Raw genomic sequence first — 20,591 nt, forward strand, 5'->3', positions numbered from 1 at the left:
TGGGATGAACGGCAATTCGATACCACCGGGCTATCATCCACAGGACGAGCTGTGGACGCAGGACACCGTCGTGTTCGACGCGGTGCGCGACGACCACGACGGGCGGCAGGCCGGGCCCGGCGGCGCCCGGCCGCGGAATTCGCAGGCCAGCCGGTACGTGATCATCGGTCTCACGGCCACGATCGTCGTAGCGCTGCTGGCCATCGGCGGCCTGCTCCTGTCCGGTCACGGCAACTGGGACGCGGCCCCGAATGCCACCAAGGGCCCCGCGCCGACGCGAATCGTGCTCACGACCACCACACCGGCGTCACCCATGACGACCGCGCGGGCGGCCGAGGTGACCACGGCGCCCGACACGGCCACCACCACCACGACGACCACCACAACCACCACCACGACGACCACGACGACCAGCGCGGCCGCGGTCAGCGGGACCTGCACCCAGGCCGGTCAGACCGCTGTCGCGGGCGACGGCTCGGTCCTGACCTGCACGGTGTCCGGAGACGACACGCTCCGCTGGCTGTCGGTCAGCACGCCCTCACTCGGATTCCCGTGCAACGCGACCGAGGCCGGGACCTTCGGCTACGCCCCGAACGGCACCCAGCTGCTGTGCTCCCGCCGCGCGGGATCGACGACGCCGACCTATGTGTGGGACAGCCCGGGCCCGGTGACCAGCGGAACGCACGAGCCCGGCACGATCTGCAATCTCAAGAAGGACGTGGTGGCCAAGTCCTCCAGCGGCCGGGCCGTCACCTGCCTGCCCACCAACGGAAACAACAACGGCAACTACGTCGGCGCATGGAAACCCGTGTCCTGAGCGCGATTTCCTGACAGGTGCTATACGACCGGCCGTCACTGTCGTCCAGGGCGTCAGCTCATCAGCAAACCGACAGCGAGACCCGTCATGACGAGGGCGATCACCGAATCCAGCACCCGCCAGGCGCGCGGCTTCGCGAAGACCGGGGCCAGCAGCCGAGCGCCGAAGCCGAGCGAGACGAACCAGATCAGACTGCCCGCAATGGCTCCCGCGGTGAGGAACCAGCGATCCGGGATGGCATAGGTATTGGCGAAGGATCCCAGCAGCACGACCGTGTCCAGATAGGCGTGCGGGTTGAGCCAGGTGACGGCCAGGCAGGTGGCCACGGCCGCGCCCAGCGCGATGGGCGCGCCGCCGCCCGCGGACAGGGCGGAGGCGGAGAACGCGCGCTTGGCGGCGAGGGCGGCGTAGCCCAGCAGGAAGGCCGCCCCCGCGTACCTGGCGATGGTCATGATCGTCGGGGCCGAGTTCACGATCGCCCCGAAGCCCGCGACGCCCAGGGTCATGAGGATCACGTCGGAGCCGATGCACACCGCGACCACCGGCAGGACATGCTCGCGCCGGATCCCCTGACGCAATACGAAGGCGTTCTGCGCGCCGATCGCCACGATGAGCGACAGGCCGAATCCGAGTCCCGAGATGGCCGCCAGGGCCGCCGATGATGCGTTCACACGCTCGAAAGTAGGGCAGGCGTCCAGCACCAGGCCAGCTAAAGATTCTGAGGCACCATTACGATCTCTTACTATGGATCTACAGCTCGACCAACTGCGCGCGCTCGACGCCGTCATCAGCGAGGGCACCTTCGACGCCGCCGCCCGCAGGCTCAGCGTGACACCGTCGGCAATCAGCCAGCGCATCAAGGCGCTGGAGGACGCCGCGGGCCGCATCCTGGTACAGCGCACCAAACCCGTGCAGCCCACCGAATCCGGGCTGACGGTGCTGCGGCTGGCCCGCCAGATCCAGCTGCTCACCGGCGATACCGCGCGCGAACTCGGCGACGTGCACCAGCCCGGCGCCGCCCGGGTGGTCATTCCCATTGCCGTCAATGCCGATTCGCTGCAGACCTGGGTCATTCCGGCGCTCGGCCGCGCCGCCGCCGGGGTGTCGTTCGACGTCCATCGCGAGGACGAGGAACACACCACCCGCCTGCTGCGCGACGGCACCGTCATGGCGGCCATCACCTCCACCGCCGCGCCGGTACAGGGCTGCACGGTGCGGCGGCTGGGAGCCATGCGCTATCGGCCCATGGCACAGCCCGCCTTCGCCCGCACCTGGTTTCCCGACGGCCCGAATGCGAGATCATTCGCACACGCGCCCGTGGTGCTGTTCGACCGCAAGGACGATCTGCAGTTCCGGCTCATGCGTCATTACACCCGCAAACCCGTGGATCCGCCCCGGCATTACATCCCGTCCTCGGCCGGATTCAATGACGCGATATGCGCCGGTATGGGCTGGGGGATGATCCCCGACCTCATGATCCGCCCCGAGGACGAGCTGATCTCGCTGGATGAGAAGGTATTCGTAGATGTCCCGCTCTACTGGCAGCAATGGCGGCTCGATTCCCCGGCCCTGACCCTCGTGGCCGCTACGATCGCCGAAGCCGCCGCGGAATCCCTGTTGTGAAAGGCCACAGGTTGCGATCGGCCACAAGGGGATTCATTTTCCGTCACCCGGGGTAATAGATGACGTGGGCGGGGTCGGATGCGATAGTCGAAGGCATTGCGGTTAGCCAGGAAGGAATTTCGTTGTCCCAAACTGTGCGCGGCGTCATCGCACGCTCGAAGAACGCCCCGGTGGAAGTCACCGACATCGTCATCCCGGACCCGGGTCCGGGTGAGGCCGTGGTGCGGGTGCAGGCCTGCGGGGTGTGCCACACCGATCTGCACTACCGCGAGGGCGGCATCAACGACGAATTCCCGTTCCTGCTCGGGCACGAGGCCGCCGGCATCGTGGAATCGGTGGGCGAGGGCGTCACCGATGTCGAGCCCGGCGATTTCGTCATCCTGAACTGGCGGGCGGTGTGTGGTTCGTGTCGCGCCTGTCGCAAGGGCAAGCCCTGGTACTGCTTCTCGACCTTCAACGCGTCCCAGCCCATGACGCTCACCGAAGGGACCCCGCTCACCCCCGCGCTGGGCATCGGCGCGTTCGCGGAGAAGACCCTGGTCCACGCCGGGCAGTGCACCAAGGTGGACCCGAGCGTGTCCCCCGCCGCGGTGGGGCTGCTGGGCTGCGGTGTCATGGCCGGGCTGGGCGCGGCCATCAATACCGGCGGGGTCGGCCGCGGTGACTCGGTCGCGGTCATCGGCTGCGGCGGGGTCGGCAACGCGGCCATCGCGGGCGCGAAGCTGGCGGGCGCGACCACCGTGATCGCGGTCGACATCGACGAGCGGAAGCTGGAGTGGGCCACCGGATTCGGGGCCACCCACACCGTCAACGCCGCCAAAGAGGATGCGGTGGAACGGGTTCAGGAACTCACCGACGGCTTCGGTGCGGACGTGGTGATCGATGCCGTGGGCCGCCCGGAAACCTGGAAACAGGCGTTCTACGCACGCGATCTGGCGGGCACCGTGGTGCTCGTCGGCGTGCCGACACCGGAGATGACCCTCGAGATGCCGCTCATCGACTTCTTCTCGCGCGGTGGATCGTTGAAGTCCTCCTGGTACGGCGATTGCCTGCCCTCACGCGACTTCCCCTACCTCGTCGAGCTCTACAAGCAGGGCCGCCTGGACCTGGACGGGTTCGTCTCCGAGACCATCGCCCTCGACGAGGTCGAGGCCGCCTTCGCCAAGATGCATCACGGCGACGTACTGCGCTCGGTGGTGGTGTTCTGATGGCGCACATCGACCACGCCGTCACCGTCGGCACCTTCAGCCTCGACAACGAGACCTTCGACGTCGACAACAATGTCTGGGTGGTGGGGGACGACCTGGAGTGCGTCGTCATCGACGCGCCCCACAATGTCGAGGCGATCCTGGATGTCATCGGCACCCGCAAGGTCAAGGCCATCCTGGTCACCCACGCGCACGACGACCACATTCGTGTCGCGCCCGAATTGTCCAGGGCCACCGGCGCTCCCGTGCTCATGCATCCCGACGACCTGGTGCTGTGGCAGCACACGCATCCGGAGACCAGCCCCGACGGCGAGCTGTCCGACGAACAGGTGATCGAGGTCGGCGGGACCGAACTGCACGTGCTGCACACCCCGGGACATGCCCCGGGCGCGGTCTGCTTCCACTCCCCCGACCTGGGCGTGGTGTTCACCGGCGACACCCTGTTCCACGGCGGGCCGGGTGCGACCGGTCGGTCCTACTCGGACTTCGGCACCATCGTCGACTCGATCGCCGACCGCCTGCTCACGCTGCCGCCGGAGACCCTGGTGCACACCGGGCACGGCGAATCCACCACCATCGGCGCGGAATCCCCACAGCTCGAGGAGTGGCGCGCCCGCGTGAACTGACGTATTGCGGCAGCAGGACCGGTCCGGCGGAGGTCGCCGGACCGGTCCCCTGTCAAGTTCCCTAATCCGCCCCGCACCGCGGCGCGCCAGCCCCGGACACGCCGGATTCGCCGCTTTCGCAAGCTCATTCTCAAGATTTTCCCGGCGAACCGGCGCCTAAAGTTGTCCATGAGAAAACTGACAGCCGCTCTGGCCTTGACGTTCGTGCCGCTTCTCGCCCTGGGTTGCGCATCATCGGGTTCGGACTCGGTGAGCAAGAGCGACGTGCAGACGAAGGCCACCAGCTTCTACAAGGACAAGTCGCACGAGGACGCGAAAACCGTGACCTGCGACGGCAGTCTGCCCGCCAAGGTGGACGCCACCCAGACCTGCGCCGCCACGTCCGCCGACGGGCAGACCTGGGCGATCAATGCGAAGGTCACCAAGGTCGACGGCAAGGACGTCTACTACGACCTGACCCTGACCGACGCCTTCGTCGCGCCGGACGACGTGGCTGCCAGTGTCTCGAACTTCTACCAGTCGAAGGTGGGCGCCGCCGCGCAGTCCTCCACCTGCAACGGCCTGCTGCGCGGCGCCACCGGCTCGACCATCCGGTGCGTGGTGACCGAATCCGACGGCACCCGCTGGGGCGTCACCGCCAAGACCACGAACGTGGAGGGCTCGAAGGTCAACTACGACATGATCGTCGACGACCAGCCGATGCCCTGACACCAGGGACTATCGGCACGTATGGAGCGTGGCCTCGGCGAGTTCACCCACCACGTCCGAGAGCTGGCCGCGGGTTCGGAAGGCATCGAGCTGACGCCGCGCCCCGTTGCCGCGCGCCAGGAGCGCGGCCACGGTGTCGGTGACGAAGGCAAGGTCGTCCAACTGATCCAGGGCGGGCCGGATGCGGTCGATGAGCCGGGTCAGCAGGTCCTCGACCGGGACCGTGCGCCCATCGAGCGGATCGATGGCGGCCCCGTCGATGCCCTCGTGCGCCGCCTTCCAATATGCCGCGCGCAGTGTGTCTTCCGCGACGACGGGCACGGAATCGGTTGCGCGGGCGCCAGCAGCGCCGACCCCTCCACGGTGGCGGCACATCGCTGACCCGCACCTCCACCGTCGAAAAGGCGACACCTGCCGGAATGGTCTCTCCGGTCCGCGCCCGGCCGGGCCCCGAGCGCGCCGCGGGCCGGAACTGTCGGTCGGGTGGGTCACAATGCCGGGTATGGCATACGACGAGGAGCTGGCCGACCGGATCCGGGACGCGCTCGGGCCCGAACTGGTCAATGTGGTCGAGAAGAAGATGTTCGGCGGCCTGGCGTTTCTGGTGGGCGGCAATATGGCCGTCGCGGCCAGCGGCAAGGGCGGGCTGATGGTGCGCACCGATCCGGACACCTCCGCGGCGCTGCTGCGGGCGGGCTCGGTCGAGCCGATGGAGATGGGCGGCAAGAAGATGCACGGGTGGTTGCGCGTCACCACCGCGACCGTCGCCGACGACGATGTGCTCGACGAGTGGGTGCGGCGCGGGGTCGATTTCGCCAAGACGCTACCGCCCAAATAGGGGCAATCGATGTGTGCCGGGGCACAGCTCCGGCGCGACTGTGGCCCGCTTCACCGAATGGCCAGCTGCCGCAAGAGGTTTGTCGGGATCCGTCACTCCTTCTTTACACCGCACCACAGTCGGGGAAACCTGCGTCCAGCACTGTGGTGAACATGAGGCAAACCGAGATTCATACGCTGGCCTGCGAAGTCTGCGGTCGTCTGCCCCATCCGAAACGCACCCGCATGGCGCTTGCCAAACTCGCCGCGGTGTTCCCGGTCGAGCTCGCGCTGCACGCCCTGGTCGTCCACCTCGAACTGCCCTATCTGGCAACGGTTTCCGTGCTCGCCGTCGCCGCCACCATCCTCGTCATCTGGGTGGTCGAACCCGGTGCCATGCGCTATCTCGGCCGCTGGCTGCACGCCCCGGAACTGCGCCACCGCCACCGTCTCGACAGCGCCGAGCGGCTCTGGCGCATCCGGGTGCACCTCGACAACAAGCCCGGGCGGCTGGAACTGCTGGCCAAGCAGCTCGCCGACCGGCGGGCCAACATCCTCGCCGTACACGTGCATCACCTGGAGAACGGCGTGCTCGACGAGCTGGTGGTCTCGACACCGGCCGAGATCGGCCCGCAGCGGCTGACCCAGGCCATCGCCCGCGCGGGCGGCGTCGCCGCCGGCATCTGGCCCGCATCCGCGCTCACCCTGGTCGACGGCCAGACGCGCGCCTTGGGACTGGCCGCCCGGGTGGCCGCCGACCCCGCGGAACTGCCGCTGGTGATCGCCGAACTGCTGGGTGCGCAATACGTTCCGGATCCGGACCCGGGCCGCGTGCCCGGCGGCACCCTGCTCGAGATCGGTCCGCACGACGATCTCGCGCCCATGACCTTCCTGCGCACCGGGGAGCCGTTCACGCCCGCCGAGGTCGCCCGGGCACACCGGCTCACCGATCTGGCCCTGGTCACCGCCCGGCACTGACCCGTCACCAGCGGATTCCCTTCGCGCATCCCACCATTCAGGACGCGGTACCGAGGCGTACAGGTTTTCGTACCGCATAGTTTCACTTCGTGGCAGACTCCCTGATGCGCATTCGATCGAAACGCGCGCTAGGGGTTGGTTGATCGATGAGTTTGCGGCGAAGCGGTGCGCGACGGGGGGATGCGGACATTGGCGGGAATCCGCCTGCCCGCACGGTGATTCGCACCGCGAAACTGGCCGCGGTGCCGCTGGCCTACGCCGGGCGGCAGGCGGCCGGGGCCGGCAAGCGGGTGCTGGGCCGGCCGGCGGGTGAGATCGATCGGGAGATCCAGCTGCGCACCGCCGAGCACATGGCCGAGGTGCTGGGCGAATTGAAGGGCTGCGCCGCCAAACTGGGCCAGGTCCTGGGCATCTACGAGCTGGCCCTGCCGCCGGAGCTGGCCGAGCCCTATCGGATCGCGCTGGCCCGGCTGCAGGACGCCGCGCCGCCCATGCTCCCGCGCACCGTGCATACGGTGCTGGCGGCGTCCTTCGGCCCGGATTGGCGGGACAACTTCCGGGAATTCGACGATCGCCGCGCCGCCTCGGCCACCATCGGCCAGGTGCATCGCGCGATCTGGCACGACGGCCGCGCGGTGGCGGTCAAGGTCATGTACCCCGGGGCCCGCGCGGCCGTGGACAGCGATCTGCAGCGGCTGCGCGGATTGGCCTGGCTGACACCGGTTTTCGCGCCGCACGCCGACGGTCGCGCGGTGGTGGACGAGCTGGCCGAATGCCTGCGCATGGAGCTGGACTTCGCGGCCGAGGCACAGAGCCAGCGCCGCTTCGCCGAAGCCTACGCGGGGGATCCGGATTTCCGAGTGCCGCAGGTGGTGGCGCAGTGCGGCGATGTGATCGTCAGCGAGTGGCTGGACGGAATTCCGCTGTCCCGCTTGATCACCACGGGCGCGCAGGCCGAGCGCGACCGGGTGGGCATGCTGGCGGTCCGGTTCTTCTGGTCGTCCGCGCCGCGCTCGGGGCTGCTCTACGGCGATCCGCATCCGGGCAATTTCCGGGTGCTGCCCGACGGCCGCCTGGGCGTGGTGGATTTCGGGGCCTGCCCGCCGTGGCCGCCGGCCCAGTTCCCGGCGCTGGTGCACGACCTGGCCGACGCGCTCATCAACGGCGGGCCGGCCGAGCTGGACCGGGCCACGCGCAGCCATGGGTTCACCGACGAGCAGCGCGGTCTGGACAGCGCGGGGCTGGCCGAGAAGCTGCTGCCGTTCACCGAACTGCTGCGGCGCGAGACGTCCCGGGTCGATACCGAGTGGCTGCGCGGCCGCACCCGCGACGCCATGAGCCCCAGGCTGGACAATGTGTACCGCCAGCTCGGGATACCGGCGTATCTGATGCCGTTCCAGCGCGGACTGGTCACCCTGCTGGGGCTGGTCGCGCAGCTCGGGACGACCGGGCCGATGCGCGCCGAGATCCTGCGCTGGTCACCGGAATTGAGCGCGGTCATGGACCGGCATCGGGCGCGCGGCGGGCAGCCGTCCGATCTCGAGGCCGTGCGGCTGCGCCGCGCGGGCGCGGCGGCAACCGGGTTCGCGGCGGGCTGAGCCGCACCGGACCGGCTTGCGGGCGCACCGTCACCCCAGGTCTTGATCACTGTCCCAGACAGAACTACCCTGGGGTGACAGGCGCAACATAGCGCCGGAGTCTGTCCGGAAGGTCCCCGTCGTGACCAGTGCATCCAAAGACATCCGCCCTCCTGAGCTTTCGGCTCCGGACCACGAGGTCGCCGTCATCGGCGCGGGGCCCGGCGGCATTGCCGCGGGGGTCAAGCTGAAGCGGGCCGGGGTGCGCGACTTCGTCCTGCTGGATCGGGGCGACGAGGTCGGCGGCAGCCGGCACGAAAACCATTACCCGGGGCTGGAAGTCGATATCCCGTCCCTGGCGTATCAGTACTCGTTCGCGCGAAACCCCAACTGGAGCAGACTGTTCGCCTCCGGCGCGGAGGTGAAGCGATATCACGTGGCGGTGGCGCGGCGGTTCGGGCTGTATCCACACATCCGGTTCGGGACCACCGCACTTCCTGTTCGCCGACTACGAATTCGAGCGGTTGCCCGCCTGACCCCGCCGTTCGACAAGGAAGTCGAGCCATGATGGAACTGCCGAAGTCGGTCCGGATCGCACTGGGCGCGGCCGGATACGGCATCAGCGACCGCCGCCTGGCACCGGCCGTGACGGGCCGGGTGATCCTGGTGACGGGTGCGTCCTCGGGCGTCGGGCGGGCCACCGCGCGCCGCCTGGCCGCCAATGGCGCGACCGTGCTCGCGGTCGCCCGCCGCGAGTCCCTGCTGGCGGAATTACGGTCGGAGACAGCGGAATTCCCGGGAACCGTTTACCCCTATCCGGCGGATCTCTCCGATACCGAGGCCTGCGCGGCACTCATCACGCGCGTGCTGGCCGAGCACGGGCACGTGGATGTCTTCGTCAACAATGCCGGTAGATCGATTCGCCGCTGGCTGTCGGATTCGCTGGACCGCTGGGACAATTTCGACGACACCGCGCGCATCAACTTCCTCGGCCCCATGCGCCTGGTGCTGAGCCTGCTGCCGTCCATGCGGGCGCGCCGGCAGGGGCACATCGTCAATATCAGTACCGCCGGTGTGCACGGCCCGGGTGTCGGCTGGACGGCCTATATCGCCTCGAAGTCCGCGTTCAATTCCTGGATGCGCGGCGCCGCACCGGAATTGCGGGCGGACGGCATCGATGTCACGACCATTCACCTGCAGCTGGTGCGCTCGGACATGCTGGGTCCGTACCGGATCTATCGCTACACCCCGAGCATGTCGACCGAGGAGGCGGCGAGCATGGTGTGCCGGGCGATCGTGGACCGTCCGCTGGCGATCCGGCCGTGGTGGGAGCGGGCGAGCGCGCCCCTGTCCTATGCACTGGACAATTCCCGTGCGGCACAACGGCTGCTGACCACCTACGCCAAGGCCGGGAACTGGAACAATCGGCCGGTCGACTGGGCAGGGCCGATCGGGCGGGTCGAGCGGGCCGCCAATCTGCTCGACGACGCGGTGACGGTGGCCGGGTGGATTCCGGCCAGCGGCGCGCTGAACCTGGTGCCGCCCACCCGGATTCCTCAGCTGGCCCGGGCATTGCGCGGTGGGGTCGGACTGGCCACGGCACTGTCGGTGTGCGCCGCGCGATTCCCGGATCGGCCCGCCATGATCGACGACGACGGCCCGATCACCGCGGCCGAGCTGGATCGGCAGGTGCAAAGGCTGGCGGCGGCGCTGCGGGCACGCTGGGATGTGCGGCGCGGGCAGCGGGTGGGGGTGCTGTGCCGCAATCACCGGGGATTCGTGATCGCGGCCTATGCGGCGGCGCGGCTCTCTGCGGATCTGGTGCCGTTGAACTACGGCTTCGCCGGGCCGCAGATCGGTGAGGTGCTCGACCGCGAACGCGTGGAATTGCTGCTGTACGACGGCGAATTCCAGACCGCGATCGACAAGTCCGGATACCGGGGTCGGCGGGTGGTGGTGCGAGGCGCCGCGGACGGCTTGCCGACCGTCGCGGACCTGGTCGCCGCGGGCGGGCCGCCGATGCGCGAACCCGCGGGCGGGGGCGCGATCATTCTGCTCACCGGCGGCACCACCGGAGTACCCAAGGGCGCGCCCCGCACACTCGGCGCGCGGTCCGTACTGGCCGGGCTGAGCCCGCGCATGGTGCTCGCGCTCGGCGACCTGGCCCGGATCGAAACCATTCCGCGGCTCGGACGGCCCATGGTGATCGCCCCGCCGCTGCATCACACCTACGGGTTCCTGGCGCTCGCCGCGGCGTTCCTGCTCGGGTCGACCGCCATCGTGCACGACCGGTTCGACGCCGAAACCGTACTCGCCGATATCGAGCGGCACGGTGTGCAGATCGCCTGCCTGGTGCCGACCATGATCAAGCGGATCATGGATCTCCCGGCGGCGGACCGCCGCGGCCGTCACCTCGAGAGCCTGCGGATGGTGGTGTGCGGCGCCGCTCCCCTGCCGGCCTGGCTGGCCACCGCCTTCATGGACGAGTTCGGCGAGGTGCTGTTCAACGCGTACGCCTCCACCGAGACCGGCGCGGGGACCTTCGCCACGCCCGCGGATCTGCGGGCCGCGCCCGGGACCGTGGGGCGGCCCCTGACCGGGATCGTGGACATCCGCATCGTCGACGGTGACGGCCGCGAGGTACCCGCCGGTGTCACCGGGCGGATCGTCAACAAGAACCCGGGCCTGTTCGCCGGCTACAGCGACGGCCGGACGAAGACGATGGTCGGACAGCACATGGACTCCGGTGATCTCGGGCATGTCGATGCCGAGGGCAGGCTGTTCGTGGACGGCCGCTCCGACGACATGATCGTCTCCGGCGGCGAGAACGTCTTCCCGCAGGAGGTCGAGGAGGCGCTGCTGGCGCATCCGGCGGTGGCCGACGCCGGGGCCGTCGGAGTGCCCGACGACGATTTCGGGCAGCGGCTGGCGGCGGCCGTGGTGCTCCGGCCCGGGGCGCGGGCCGGAGCACGCACCCTGCAACGGCACATCAAGGCCACGCTGGCCGGCTACAAGGTGCCGCGCGACATCGTGTTCGTGCCCGAACTGCCGCGCACGACCGCGGGCAAGCTACGGCGGCACCAGCTTCCGGAGGTCATCGCGCGCGCGGCGGCCGAATCCGGCGTCGCTCCCGAATCCGATCCATCCAGAACGTGAGGTCTCAGTCATGAGCGCTACCAATGGTTCCCAGCCCCGGCCCACCCATGAGGTCGTGATCGTCGGTGCGGGTCTGGGCGGGATCGGCGCGGGTGTCGCACTGCGCCGCATCGGAGTCGAGAACTTCGTCCTGGTCGACAAATGGCCGAAGGTCGGCGGCACCTGGCTGGCCAATACCTATCCCGGTGTGGCCGTGGATATTCCGTCGCCGGTGTACAACTTCTCGTTTCAACCGCGGTCGCACTGGTCGCGATTCTTCGCGCCCGGCGCGGAATTGCAGCGGTACGCGGAGGAAGTCGTCGATCGGCAGGGGCTGCGCGCCAAGCTGCGGCTCGGATCGGGCGTCGTGCTCGGGGTTTTCGACGAGGACCGCGATCTGTGGCGAATCGCCCTCGAGGACGGCACGGAGATCACGGCACGCTACGTGATCGGCGCGGTCGGCGGGCTCGAGCAGCCGCACAATCCGGATATTCCGGGGATCGGCGACTACACCGGCAAGATCGTGCACAGTTCCCGGTGGGATCACGACTACGACTACCGGGGTAAGCGGGTGGCGGTGATCGGCACCGGAGCCACGGCGCTGCAGGTGATTCCCGAACTGGCCAGGGAGGTCGCGCAGCTGACCGTGTATCAGCGGCGGGCCATCTGGATCGGGCCGAAGGTGGACTTCCCCATGGGGCCGGTCGCGAACGCGGTGCTGAATTTCGCGCCGCTCCAGCGGACGGTGCGCTTTCTCGGCAATGTGGGCGTGAACGCCGGGCTTGGGGCAGGGCTGGCCATCTCCAACTATCCGCGGCTGACGTCAATGGGTATGACGGCGGCCGAAACCGCCATGAAGGCCTTCCTTTTCAGTCAGGTGCGCGATCCCGAGCTGCGCCGCAAGCTGACGCCGGACTACCGGTTCGGGTGCAAGCGGCCGTCGATCTCGAACTCGTATTTCAAGACGTTTACCCTCCCGCATGTCGATCTGGTCACCGAGGCAATCGAGCATTTCACGCCGACCGGCATCGTCAGCGCCGACGGGCGGGAGCGGGAATTCGATATGGTGCTGTGCGCCACCGGATTCAAGGTGATGGAGAAGGGGTACACGCCGCCCTATCCGTTCTACGGTCGCGACGGGATCGAACTGGGCGAGTTCTGGGACGAGCACCGCTTCCAGGCCTATCAGGGGGTGTCGGTGCCCAGGTTCCCCAATGCCTTCCTGATCGTCGGGCCCTACGCCTACGCGCCCGGTTCGTATATTCCGCTGATCGAATCGACCTCGGCGCATGCGGCCCGGGTCATCGGAGAGGCTCGCCGGCGCGGCGCGACCCGGGTGGAGGTGCGGCAGCAGCCGCACGACGAGTACTTCGCGCGGATGGACAGGCGGGCCAAGCAGACCCACCTGTTCACCCAGGGCTGTATCACCTCGAACACCTACTACATCAACTACCAGGGCGACGGCGCGGCGTTCCGGCCTTCGACCCAGTTGGAAATGTATTGGGAGAACCGGCATTTCCCGCTCGACGACTACCGCTACACCACCGCCGCGGTCCGCGAGCTCCAGGAAGCGGCCTCCTGAGGTCCCCTGGCACCCGGCTTGCCGATCACTCCTCTTCGGCCAGCGCCGCCAGCCGATCCACCGATCCCCGCAGCATCTCCGAGGTGGTGGCGCGCGCCCGGACCAGGCGCCTCTCGTCGGAGAGATCGGTCCAGTCGAAGGTGTGTGTCACGCGGGTCCGGTTGTCGCCCAACGGCTCCAGCTCCCACCGCCACAGGTGCCCGATCGGCTGCGCCCCGGTTTCCGAAGGCATCCAGGCGATTCGGCAGCCCTCCTCGAATTCGACGATCAGGTTCTCCCGGACCGCTCCATGGGTGAGCGTCATCTCGAAAACGTCACCGACCGACCGCACCCGCTGCCCGGGCTCCGCGTGTGCGAGATTGTCGTTCGCATCCCAGCGGGGCTGCTGCGCCGGATCAGCGATCAATTCGAATATCCGCGCGGCCCCGGCGGCTACCTCACGCTCCGCGGACACAACTCGCCTGGCTTCTCCACCGTCGTTCATTCCCCGATCGAACCACCCCTCGAGCCGTCCACCGCGATCGGGGAGGCCGGACCGGCTAGGTGGTGGCGGCCGGGTAGTCCGGGCTCGGCCGAGGATCGACACGTCGGCCAGGATCGAACCGCCCCCGAGCCAGAGGACGCTGAGCGGGCCCGCGTGGTCGACCGCGATGCCGCCGGCCAGCGCGCCCAGGGCGATACCCCGGCACACCAGTACCCCACGGGCGGCCCGCCGCATCCGGAACGCCGGGCGGCCGTGCTGGATTGGATACGCGCGTCCGGTGCGGTGCTGCTGGAGGACGACTACGACGGCGAGTTCCGTTACGACCGGCAGCCGGTCGGCGCACTGCGGGGACTGGACCCCGATCGGATCGCCTACCTGGGTTCGGTCAGCAAGAGCCTGTCCCCCGCGCTGCGGCTGGGCTGGATGGCGCTCCCTGATTCACTGATCGACAATGTCCTGTCCGCCAAGGGTTCTCGCGAGATGTGGGTCAGCGGCATCGCCGCCGGACTGCACGCCGTCCTCGAATTGCCGGACGGCACAGAGGATTCCACCCTGCATGCCGCCCGCCGCCGCGGCCTGGCCCTCGACGGCCTGCGCCGCTACCGTCACCCCGCCGCCTCCATGCCGCACCGCGACGGTCTGGTCATCGGCTACGGCACCCCCTCCGACCATGGTTTCGGCCCCGCACTCGAAGCCCTGTGCCAGACCGACCGAGGACGCACCACTTCCGCCACGGCGTCGGCCTGTAGCGCGGAGGTAGCTCCGGGCTGCTGAACACTCCCGGCAGTGTGCAGAATAGGACGATGACCGTTCGACAGCTTGTTTCCTCAGGTGCCCAATGGGAGCCGATCGTCGGCTATTCGCGCGCGGTCCGCGTCGGCCAATGGATCGCGGTGGCCGGCACCACCGCCGCCACCCCCGACGGCCCGCCCGTGGGCGGCGACGATATCGCCGAACAAACCCGCGAGGCTCTCCGCCGAATTGCCGCCGCTCTCACCGAAGTCGGCGCCTCCCTCGAAAACGTCATCCGCACCCGAATCTATGTCACCGACATCTCCCGCTGGGAAGAAGTGGGCAAGGCCCACGGCGAAGCCTTCGCGCACATCCGCCCCGCCGCCACCATGCTCCAAATCTCCCAGCTGATCGACCCGGAACTCCTGGTCGAAATAGAAGCCGACGCGATACTCCCGTAGCCGCGCTCTTCCCGAGTGGCAGCCCGGCTCGAGGTTCAGGACATCCATCAGAGACGGGTCCTCGTCGATCGCGTGGTAGCGGTGCCCCGACGGGGCCGTCGACGGTTGCGGCTGTGCTCCCGGTCAGGTGCCAGAGGGTATCCGCGGCGCCAATGGTGACCGAAAGAACGGGCTCCCGTCGTGCGGGTCGGCTCCAACCGGCCAGCCGAACGCGTAGCACGCGAGTTCGCCTCGGGGACCGATGAATTCACCGAAGGCGCGGCAATCCTGGTCGCCCGGGTGTCGGTGCTTCGAGCAGTCGGCCTGGGATTACTTGCACATTCACGCGGCGACCTCAGCCGGAGTCAAGGGGTTTGGAGAGATTCGATCTGGTGGCGGAGGTGGTCCAGGAGTTTTTCGGGATTGTCGAAGTCGGCGGGGTTGATGGGCGCGCCGAAGTGGATGGTTACCGGGTGGCGGCGGTTGAAGGGGCGGGCGGGGGTGGCGGCGCGGCGGATGGGGAGGACATTGTCGGTGCCGGTGGTGGCTACGGGGATGATGGGGACGCCGGTTGTCAAGGCCAGATTGGCTACGCCGGGTTTGTAGGGTTCGTGGTCGCCGGGCGGAACCAGGCGGCCTTCCGGGTAGATGATGAGCACACCGCCGTGGTGGAGAATTTGCTCCGCTTGGGCCGTGGCATCGCGGCCGGAGTCGGAGTCGCGGCGAATGACGGGAATCTGGCCCAGTCGGCGGACGAGCCAGCCGATAACCGGCCAGGACCACAGTTCGGCCATGGCAATGGCGATAGCGCGGCGGCGGAGCGCTCCCCAGAGGAAAACCGCGTCGAGCATCGAGATGTGGTTGCTCGCGATGATGACCGGGCCGGTTTTCGGGATCCGGTCGCGGCCGATCACGGTGACGTGGACGAAGTTCGACCACGCCAGCGTGCGGAGAATACGCCGGACCAGCTGCGTTGTCAGCCAGGCTCGTTTGCCCAGCCCTTTGGGCCGTCGTGCGTCGGTGTTCATCGCTCTCCCACATGGATAGTCCGGCAATGGTTTTCATACTCGCCGGGCGACGGGGTGCGCGCTACCGCAGAACTACTCAGGGACCGAGCGGAAATCGTGAAATAGCAGATTGCTATGGCGATTTTTCGGGCGTAGCCTGGAGATTGCTGTACTCACAGCAGAATCCCAACAGAATTCAGCAAGGGGCGAGTGCTGCCATGACTGGAAACTGGTGGCGTCACACCGTTTTGTCCCAATTGTCCCGATCGCCGGGGAATGCCGCGGTGCTCTTCCTCGTCGTCGAAGACGGTACCAAGGTCATCACCTTCCCGAGACTCAACTGGGGATTCGTGGCGGTCGGTTGCGCCGCGGTGCTCGTATTCGCCATCGCAGTTCTGCTGCTGGTGAATTCCGCGCATTTCGAGGAACCGCAGGCACCGGCACCGGCACCACCCGCATCATGCGAACCGTTCTGCCCCACGCCTCACTGAGTGCTGTTCGCCGATCGCTAAGATGAGGATGAAAACCATTCCGCCGGAATCCGATTCGATCTCCGGCGTGACGTCATGGAGCGCCGCGATCTGGGACGCGATGGACAGTCCCAGGCCGTGGCCCTGCGGCGTGGGCCGCGACGATAATTTTCCCGCCGCAATGAACCGTGACCAACCGCACATTTCGGTTATAGCCTGTAAAAAACCCTCAACGGCAAGCTGAGGAACAGGGTGATGGCGATGGCTCGGTGCGACTTGGTGATACGCGGTGGCACGGTGTTCGACGGCACCGGGAAGCCGCCGGTCCGCGCGGATGTCGGGGTGACCGACGGCAAGGTCACGGTCATCGGTGGCGAGATTCCGGACGGGGAGCGCACGGTCGACGTTACAGGCAGATGGGTGATACCGGGCATGCTCGATGTGCACACCCACTACGACGCCGAGGTGCTCGGGAATCCGGGATTGGGGGAATCGGTCCGGCACGGGGTCACCTCGGTCGTGCTCGGGAACTGCTCGCTGTCCACCGTGTATTCCGAGGCCGAGGACTGCGCCGACCTGTTCGCTCGCGTCGAGGCGCTACCGTGGGACGCGGTGCATTCGGCCGTCGAAAAGCACAAGGACTGGGACGGCCCGCACTCCTACGCGAAGGCCATCGCCGACCGCCCGCTCGGCGCGAATGTCGCTGCGTTCCTGGGACATTCGGATATGCGCGTCACGGTGATGGGCCTGCCCCGCGCGGTGGACGCCGCGGCACGTCCGACGGAGGCCGAGCTGACCCGCATGTGCGCCATGCTCGACGACGCCCTCGACGCCGGATTCCTGGGTCTGTCCACGATTCGAAGCTCGTTCTCCAAGCTGGAGGGCGTCCGATTCCCCACCCGGCAGCTGCCGTCCACGTATGCCACCTGGCGGGAGTACCACGCCCTCAATACGATCCTGCGCCGCCGCGGCCGCGTGCATCAGAGCACGCCCAACCTCACCGCTCGCGCCGAGATCGCCCGCTACTTCGCGGAGAGCGCGGGCCGGTTCCGCAAGCCGCTCAAGACCGCCCTCATCGCCGGCATGGACGTCAAGGCCGACCGTACCGTCGCCCGTGCCGCCACCACCGCGGCCTGGATCGTGAATACCGTTGGCGGAGCACGCTTCCGGTGGCAGCATCTGCCGGTCCCGTTCGAGGTGTATGCCGACGGCGTGGATCTGGTGGTGTTCGAGGAGTTCGGTTCCGGGGTCGCCGCACTCAATATCCGCGATGTCATGAAGCGCGGCGAACTGCTGGCAGACGAATCCTATCGCCGCGATTTCCGCAAGGATCTGGCCAAGAAGTACGGCCCACGCGTGTGGAATCGCGATCTGTACGACGCGGTGATCGTGTCCTGCCCCGAGCCCGAGGTCGTCGGCAAGTCCTTCGGCGCGGTAGCCGACAAACGCGGCATCCATCCGGCCGACGCCCTGCTGGATCTGGCGGTCACCCACGGCCCGAAGCTCCGGTGGCGCGCGGTCATCGCCAATGACCGTGAGGAGGTCCTGGACCGGCTGCAGCGCTCGCCCATGATGCAGGTGGGTTTCGCCGATTCCGGTGCGCACCTGCGCAATATGGCCTTCTACAACTTCGGGCTGCGCCTGCTCGAGCGCGTGCACCAGCGCGGATTCCTGCCGCTCGAGACCGCGATCCACCGAGTCACGGGCGAGTTGGCGGACTGGTACGGTCTGGACGCCGGTCACCTGCGAGTCGGCGCCCGCGCCGATATCGCCGTCATCGACCCCGCCGGTTTCGACGGCTCCAGCAGCGCCTACGCCGAGGCGCCGTTCCCCGGCGTCGCGGGCCTGCAGCGCATGGTCAACCGCAATGACCGTGCGGTGGCCGCCACCGTGGTCGGCGGCCACCTGGTCTACGAGTACGGCGAGTTCGCGCCCGGTTTCGGCACCACGCTGCACGCGGGCACCTTCCTGACCGCGCAGCACTGACACCGAGCGGCGCGGCTACACCAGCTCGGGCATCCTCCCGCGCGCGCGATACTCCTGCGGCGGACAGCCCTGCCACCGCCGGAAGGCCCGGATGAACGAGGCGGCCTCGGCGTAGCCCAGCCGCCCCGCCACCTGCTCGGTGGTCATGTCGGTCCGGTCGAGCAGTTCCTCCGACAGCGCCTGCCGCACCTCGTCGAGCAGTGTGCGGAAGGAGGTGCCCTCCTCGTGGAGCCGCCGCGACAGCGTGCGCGCACTGACATACATCTCGGCCGCCACCTCCGACTGATCCGGAAGCACCCCCGGAGTGCGGATCAGCAGATCCCGCACCGCGCCCGCGACGCCGGTACGAGCGTGGCGGCGGGCCAGCAGGTCCCGGCACATCTGCTCGCACCGACTGCGCGCCCACTCGTTGGCCTGCGGCAGCGCCACATCCAGGTGGGCGGCGTCGAACGCGAGCTCGGTGCCGGCCGCGCCGAAGTCCGGCTCCACCCCGAAGACCGACCGATATCGCGCGGTATCGGCGGGCGCGCCGTGTCGGAAACTCAAGCGCCGCACCGGAACTCCCACGGAGAACAATTCCCGGGCGATCACCTGGACACCGGCCATGACCCGCTCGCCCAGAAAGGCGCGAATCTCCTCGGGAAACTCCCAATCATCGAACCGCAGCCGCCCTTCGCCGTCCGCCTCCTCGAAGCTCAACCGCCCGAAGGCGAAGGCCGGCTCCACGCAGTGCAGGGCAACCTGCACGGCGTCCCGCAGCGTGCGGCTGGCCAGCAGCGCCAGCCCCCACGGTCCATGCAGCGAGACGCGATAGCGGAGCCCTGCCTCCACGCCCAGCCCCGATTCGTCCCCGAATCGGGCGAGCAGATTGCGCACCACCGTAAGTTCCTGCCGCGCGGACAGTTCCGCGTATCGATCGATCACCGCCTCGGGCGGCACTCCCGTGCCGGCCAGGCACTCCCCCACCGGCATCCCCCGTTCCTCTGCGAGCCGCGCCACGATGTGCACGCCGGAGGTGTTCCTGACTAGATCCCAGTCGAACATGTACGCGTCGTCCTCTTCGACTACTCCCGACCAAATGTCTGTTCCCCATCGGGTTGGCGAAACATATCAACGAGAGACCGTCCGGTGTGGCGCAACCGACAGATTCGAATGCGACACATGATGCGTTTCGGTCGACACGCGATTCGTCACGTAACAGCCGGTGCCCCCGTGCGATTCATCGACATCCGGTCCGGACGACGACCAGCAATCGAGGCCTGCCCACCATGAGCTTCACCGCCATCCTGCTAATTCCCGCGCTGGCGGCACCCGCCTTCGGCATCGGCATTTGGCTCGGCATCCGGTCGGTTACCAGCGAGACGGCTGCGGAGCACCGCCAGGCCCTCTGCACCGAGGTCCTGCGCTCATGGCCCGACATCCGGATGCAACACCGACCCACCACCTGGCCGGAGTCCCGCCGAGCCCGATAACGTCTGCCGCATGAGCAGCAACACGACCCGTACCGTGGTGGTCACCGGCGCGTCCTCCGGCATCGGCAAGGCCACCGCCGCTGCCTTCGCGGCCCGCGGCCACAAGGTGATCGGCACCAGCCGCAACCCCGACGCCATCGCCGCAGCCGACCGCGTGGCCGGAGTCGAATACCGCGCACTGGACATCACCGACCTCGCCTCGATCGACCGCTTCACCACCGAACTCGGCGCGATCGACATACTGATCAACAATGCCGGAGAGAGCCAGGCCGGACCGCTCGCCGAACTGCCCCGGGAAGCGATCGAAAGGCTGTTCCAGCTCAACGTGTTCGGTGCGGTATCGCTGACACAGGCGGTGCTGCCCGGGATGCGCGAGCGAGGCTACGGGCGGGTTGTCATGGTCGGTTCCATGCTGGGCAGCTTCCCGATGCCCTACCGCTCCTCGTACGTGGCGACCAAGGCGGCACTGCGCGGATTCGCGACCGCCGCCCGTTTCGAAGAGTCGCCGTACGGAGTCTGGATCACGACCGTGGAACCCGGCCAGATCGACACCGGCCTGAGCGAGCGACGGATGAAGTACATCGCTGAAGGCTCTCCGCACACCGCAGACTTCACCAAGTTCATGGCCGAGCTCGACAGTCAGATGAGCAAGGGCATCCCGCCCGAGACAGTCGCGGAAACCATTGTGGCAGCAGCCGACTCGGACCGGCCGAAGCCGCTCTATGCGGTAGGAAGCAATGCCCCGCTGATGTTCGCAATTCGCCGCATCCTGCCCCGCACCGCGATGGAGCGGCTGATCGCAACCGCCCAAGGGCTCAAACGATAAGAATCAAAGACGCCGAGAACCAGAGAGATAAAGATATCTGCTCGCCCCGATCCACAGCCCCAGCGCCCGAGGGTCGTGCAAAGGAATCCGAATTGTCCAGTATC

The 20,591-nt window shown here is 68.1% G+C and carries 20 protein-coding genes and 1 pseudogene; 16 read left to right on the forward strand and 5 right to left on the reverse strand.

Translation table 11 applies throughout. From position 1 onward, the window contains the following. Window positions 1–4 precede the first annotated feature (4 nt). Entirely contained in the window at window positions 5–817 is an 813-nt protein-coding gene (locus tag ACFXKA_RS17695) for a hypothetical protein (protein ID WP_379428035.1), read from the forward strand. Window positions 818–870: 53 nt separating this feature from the next. Here the strand turns inward: ACFXKA_RS17695 and ACFXKA_RS17700 are convergent, their stop codons facing one another. After that, window positions 871–1,488: a LysE/ArgO family amino acid transporter gene (locus ACFXKA_RS17700; RefSeq protein ID WP_379428036.1), complete on the reverse strand. Its 618-nt coding sequence runs from the start codon at window positions 1,486–1,488 to the stop codon at window positions 871–873. 73 nt (window positions 1,489–1,561) lie between these two features. On the opposite strand from ACFXKA_RS17700, the gene ACFXKA_RS17705 reads away from it, so the two are divergent. The 4 genes from ACFXKA_RS17705 (at window position 1,562) to ACFXKA_RS17720 (ending at window position 4,982) form a co-directional block, all read left to right on the forward strand. Continuing rightward, the gene (locus tag ACFXKA_RS17705; RefSeq protein ID WP_379428037.1) at window positions 1,562–2,440 is read left to right on the forward strand and encodes a LysR family transcriptional regulator ArgP; all 879 of its coding nucleotides are present in this window, start codon (window positions 1,562–1,564) and stop codon (window positions 2,438–2,440) included. 122 nt (window positions 2,441–2,562) lie between these two features. Further along, complete coding sequence (locus tag ACFXKA_RS17710; RefSeq protein ID WP_379428038.1) at window positions 2,563–3,648, forward strand: S-(hydroxymethyl)mycothiol dehydrogenase; 1,086 nt, start codon at window positions 2,563–2,565, stop codon at window positions 3,646–3,648. Next, a complete protein-coding gene (locus ACFXKA_RS17715; RefSeq protein ID WP_379428039.1) occupies window positions 3,648–4,274 on the forward strand; it encodes an MBL fold metallo-hydrolase in 627 nt (208 codons plus the stop codon). Before ACFXKA_RS17710 ends, ACFXKA_RS17715 begins: the two co-directional genes overlap by 1 nt. A gap of 168 nt (window positions 4,275–4,442) precedes the next feature. Next, complete coding sequence (locus ACFXKA_RS17720; RefSeq protein WP_379428040.1) at window positions 4,443–4,982, forward strand: DUF4333 domain-containing protein; 540 nt, start codon at window positions 4,443–4,445, stop codon at window positions 4,980–4,982. Window positions 4,983–4,991: 9 nt separating this feature from the next. Here the strand turns inward: ACFXKA_RS17720 and ACFXKA_RS17725 are convergent, their stop codons facing one another. Then, complete coding sequence (locus ACFXKA_RS17725) at window positions 4,992–5,303, reverse strand: hypothetical protein (RefSeq protein ID WP_379428041.1); 312 nt, start codon at window positions 5,301–5,303, stop codon at window positions 4,992–4,994. A gap of 181 nt (window positions 5,304–5,484) precedes the next feature. On the opposite strand from ACFXKA_RS17725, the gene ACFXKA_RS17730 reads away from it, so the two are divergent. From ACFXKA_RS17730 to ACFXKA_RS17755, 6 genes and pseudogenes are all read left to right on the forward strand, one after another. Next, entirely contained in the window at window positions 5,485–5,820 is a 336-nt protein-coding gene (locus ACFXKA_RS17730) for a TfoX/Sxy family protein (RefSeq protein WP_379428042.1), read from the forward strand. Window positions 5,821–5,972: 152 nt separating this feature from the next. Beyond that, the gene (locus tag ACFXKA_RS17735) at window positions 5,973–6,776 is read left to right on the forward strand and encodes an amino acid-binding protein (protein ID WP_379428043.1); all 804 of its coding nucleotides are present in this window, start codon (window positions 5,973–5,975) and stop codon (window positions 6,774–6,776) included. Window positions 6,777–6,922: 146 nt separating this feature from the next. Further along, window positions 6,923–8,374 carry an ABC1 kinase family protein gene (locus tag ACFXKA_RS17740; RefSeq protein WP_379428044.1) on the forward strand — a complete coding sequence of 484 codons (1,452 nt, stop codon included), beginning with the start codon at window positions 6,923–6,925 and terminating at the stop codon, window positions 8,372–8,374. A 142-nt stretch (window positions 8,375–8,516) separates the two neighbouring features. After that, window positions 8,517–8,840, forward strand: a pseudogene (locus ACFXKA_RS17745) (NAD(P)-binding protein); the annotation flags it as partial. Between the two features lie 77 nt (window positions 8,841–8,917). Next, entirely contained in the window at window positions 8,918–11,509 is a 2,592-nt protein-coding gene (locus ACFXKA_RS17750) for an SDR family NAD(P)-dependent oxidoreductase (protein WP_379428045.1), read from the forward strand. Window positions 11,510–11,519: 10 nt separating this feature from the next. Beyond that, a complete protein-coding gene (locus ACFXKA_RS17755; protein ID WP_379428046.1) occupies window positions 11,520–13,070 on the forward strand; it encodes a flavin-containing monooxygenase in 1,551 nt (516 codons plus the stop codon). A 25-nt stretch (window positions 13,071–13,095) separates the two neighbouring features. On the opposite strand, the gene ACFXKA_RS17760 is transcribed toward ACFXKA_RS17755, so the two are convergent. Next, window positions 13,096–13,554, reverse strand: coding sequence for an SRPBCC family protein (locus tag ACFXKA_RS17760; RefSeq protein WP_379428047.1), 459 nt, complete (start codon window positions 13,552–13,554; stop codon window positions 13,096–13,098). A 153-nt stretch (window positions 13,555–13,707) separates the two neighbouring features. On the opposite strand from ACFXKA_RS17760, the gene ACFXKA_RS17765 reads away from it, so the two are divergent. Further along, window positions 13,708–14,328, forward strand: coding sequence for a hypothetical protein (locus tag ACFXKA_RS17765; RefSeq protein WP_379428048.1), 621 nt, complete (start codon window positions 13,708–13,710; stop codon window positions 14,326–14,328). Between the two features lie 29 nt (window positions 14,329–14,357). Continuing rightward, window positions 14,358–14,747 carry a RidA family protein gene (locus tag ACFXKA_RS17770; RefSeq protein WP_379428049.1) on the forward strand — a complete coding sequence of 130 codons (390 nt, stop codon included), beginning with the start codon at window positions 14,358–14,360 and terminating at the stop codon, window positions 14,745–14,747. A 344-nt stretch (window positions 14,748–15,091) separates the two neighbouring features. On the opposite strand, the gene ACFXKA_RS17775 is transcribed toward ACFXKA_RS17770, so the two are convergent. Further along, window positions 15,092–15,754, reverse strand: a complete 663-nt coding sequence (locus tag ACFXKA_RS17775; RefSeq protein ID WP_379428050.1) for a lysophospholipid acyltransferase family protein — start codon at window positions 15,752–15,754, stop codon at window positions 15,092–15,094. A gap of 26 nt (window positions 15,755–15,780) precedes the next feature. On the opposite strand from ACFXKA_RS17775, the gene ACFXKA_RS17780 reads away from it, so the two are divergent. After that, window positions 15,781–16,224: a hypothetical protein gene (locus tag ACFXKA_RS17780; RefSeq protein ID WP_379428051.1), complete on the forward strand. Its 444-nt coding sequence runs from the start codon at window positions 15,781–15,783 to the stop codon at window positions 16,222–16,224. A 240-nt stretch (window positions 16,225–16,464) separates the two neighbouring features. Then, a complete protein-coding gene (locus tag ACFXKA_RS17785; RefSeq protein ID WP_379428156.1) occupies window positions 16,465–18,189 on the forward strand; it encodes an amidohydrolase family protein in 1,725 nt (574 codons plus the stop codon). A 15-nt stretch (window positions 18,190–18,204) separates the two neighbouring features. On the opposite strand, the gene ACFXKA_RS17790 is transcribed toward ACFXKA_RS17785, so the two are convergent. Further along, a complete protein-coding gene (locus tag ACFXKA_RS17790) occupies window positions 18,205–19,161 on the reverse strand; it encodes an AraC family transcriptional regulator (protein ID WP_379428052.1) in 957 nt (318 codons plus the stop codon). 510 nt (window positions 19,162–19,671) lie between these two features. Between ACFXKA_RS17790 and ACFXKA_RS17795 the strand changes: the two genes are divergently transcribed. Continuing rightward, window positions 19,672–20,487: an SDR family oxidoreductase gene (locus ACFXKA_RS17795; RefSeq protein ID WP_379428053.1), complete on the forward strand. Its 816-nt coding sequence runs from the start codon at window positions 19,672–19,674 to the stop codon at window positions 20,485–20,487. Window positions 20,488–20,591 lie beyond the last annotated feature (104 nt).

Origin of the sequence: Nocardia sp. NPDC059228, assembly GCF_042754245.1 — a bacterium.
In the GTDB taxonomy this organism is placed as follows: Bacteria; Actinomycetota; Actinomycetes; order Mycobacteriales; family Mycobacteriaceae; genus Nocardia.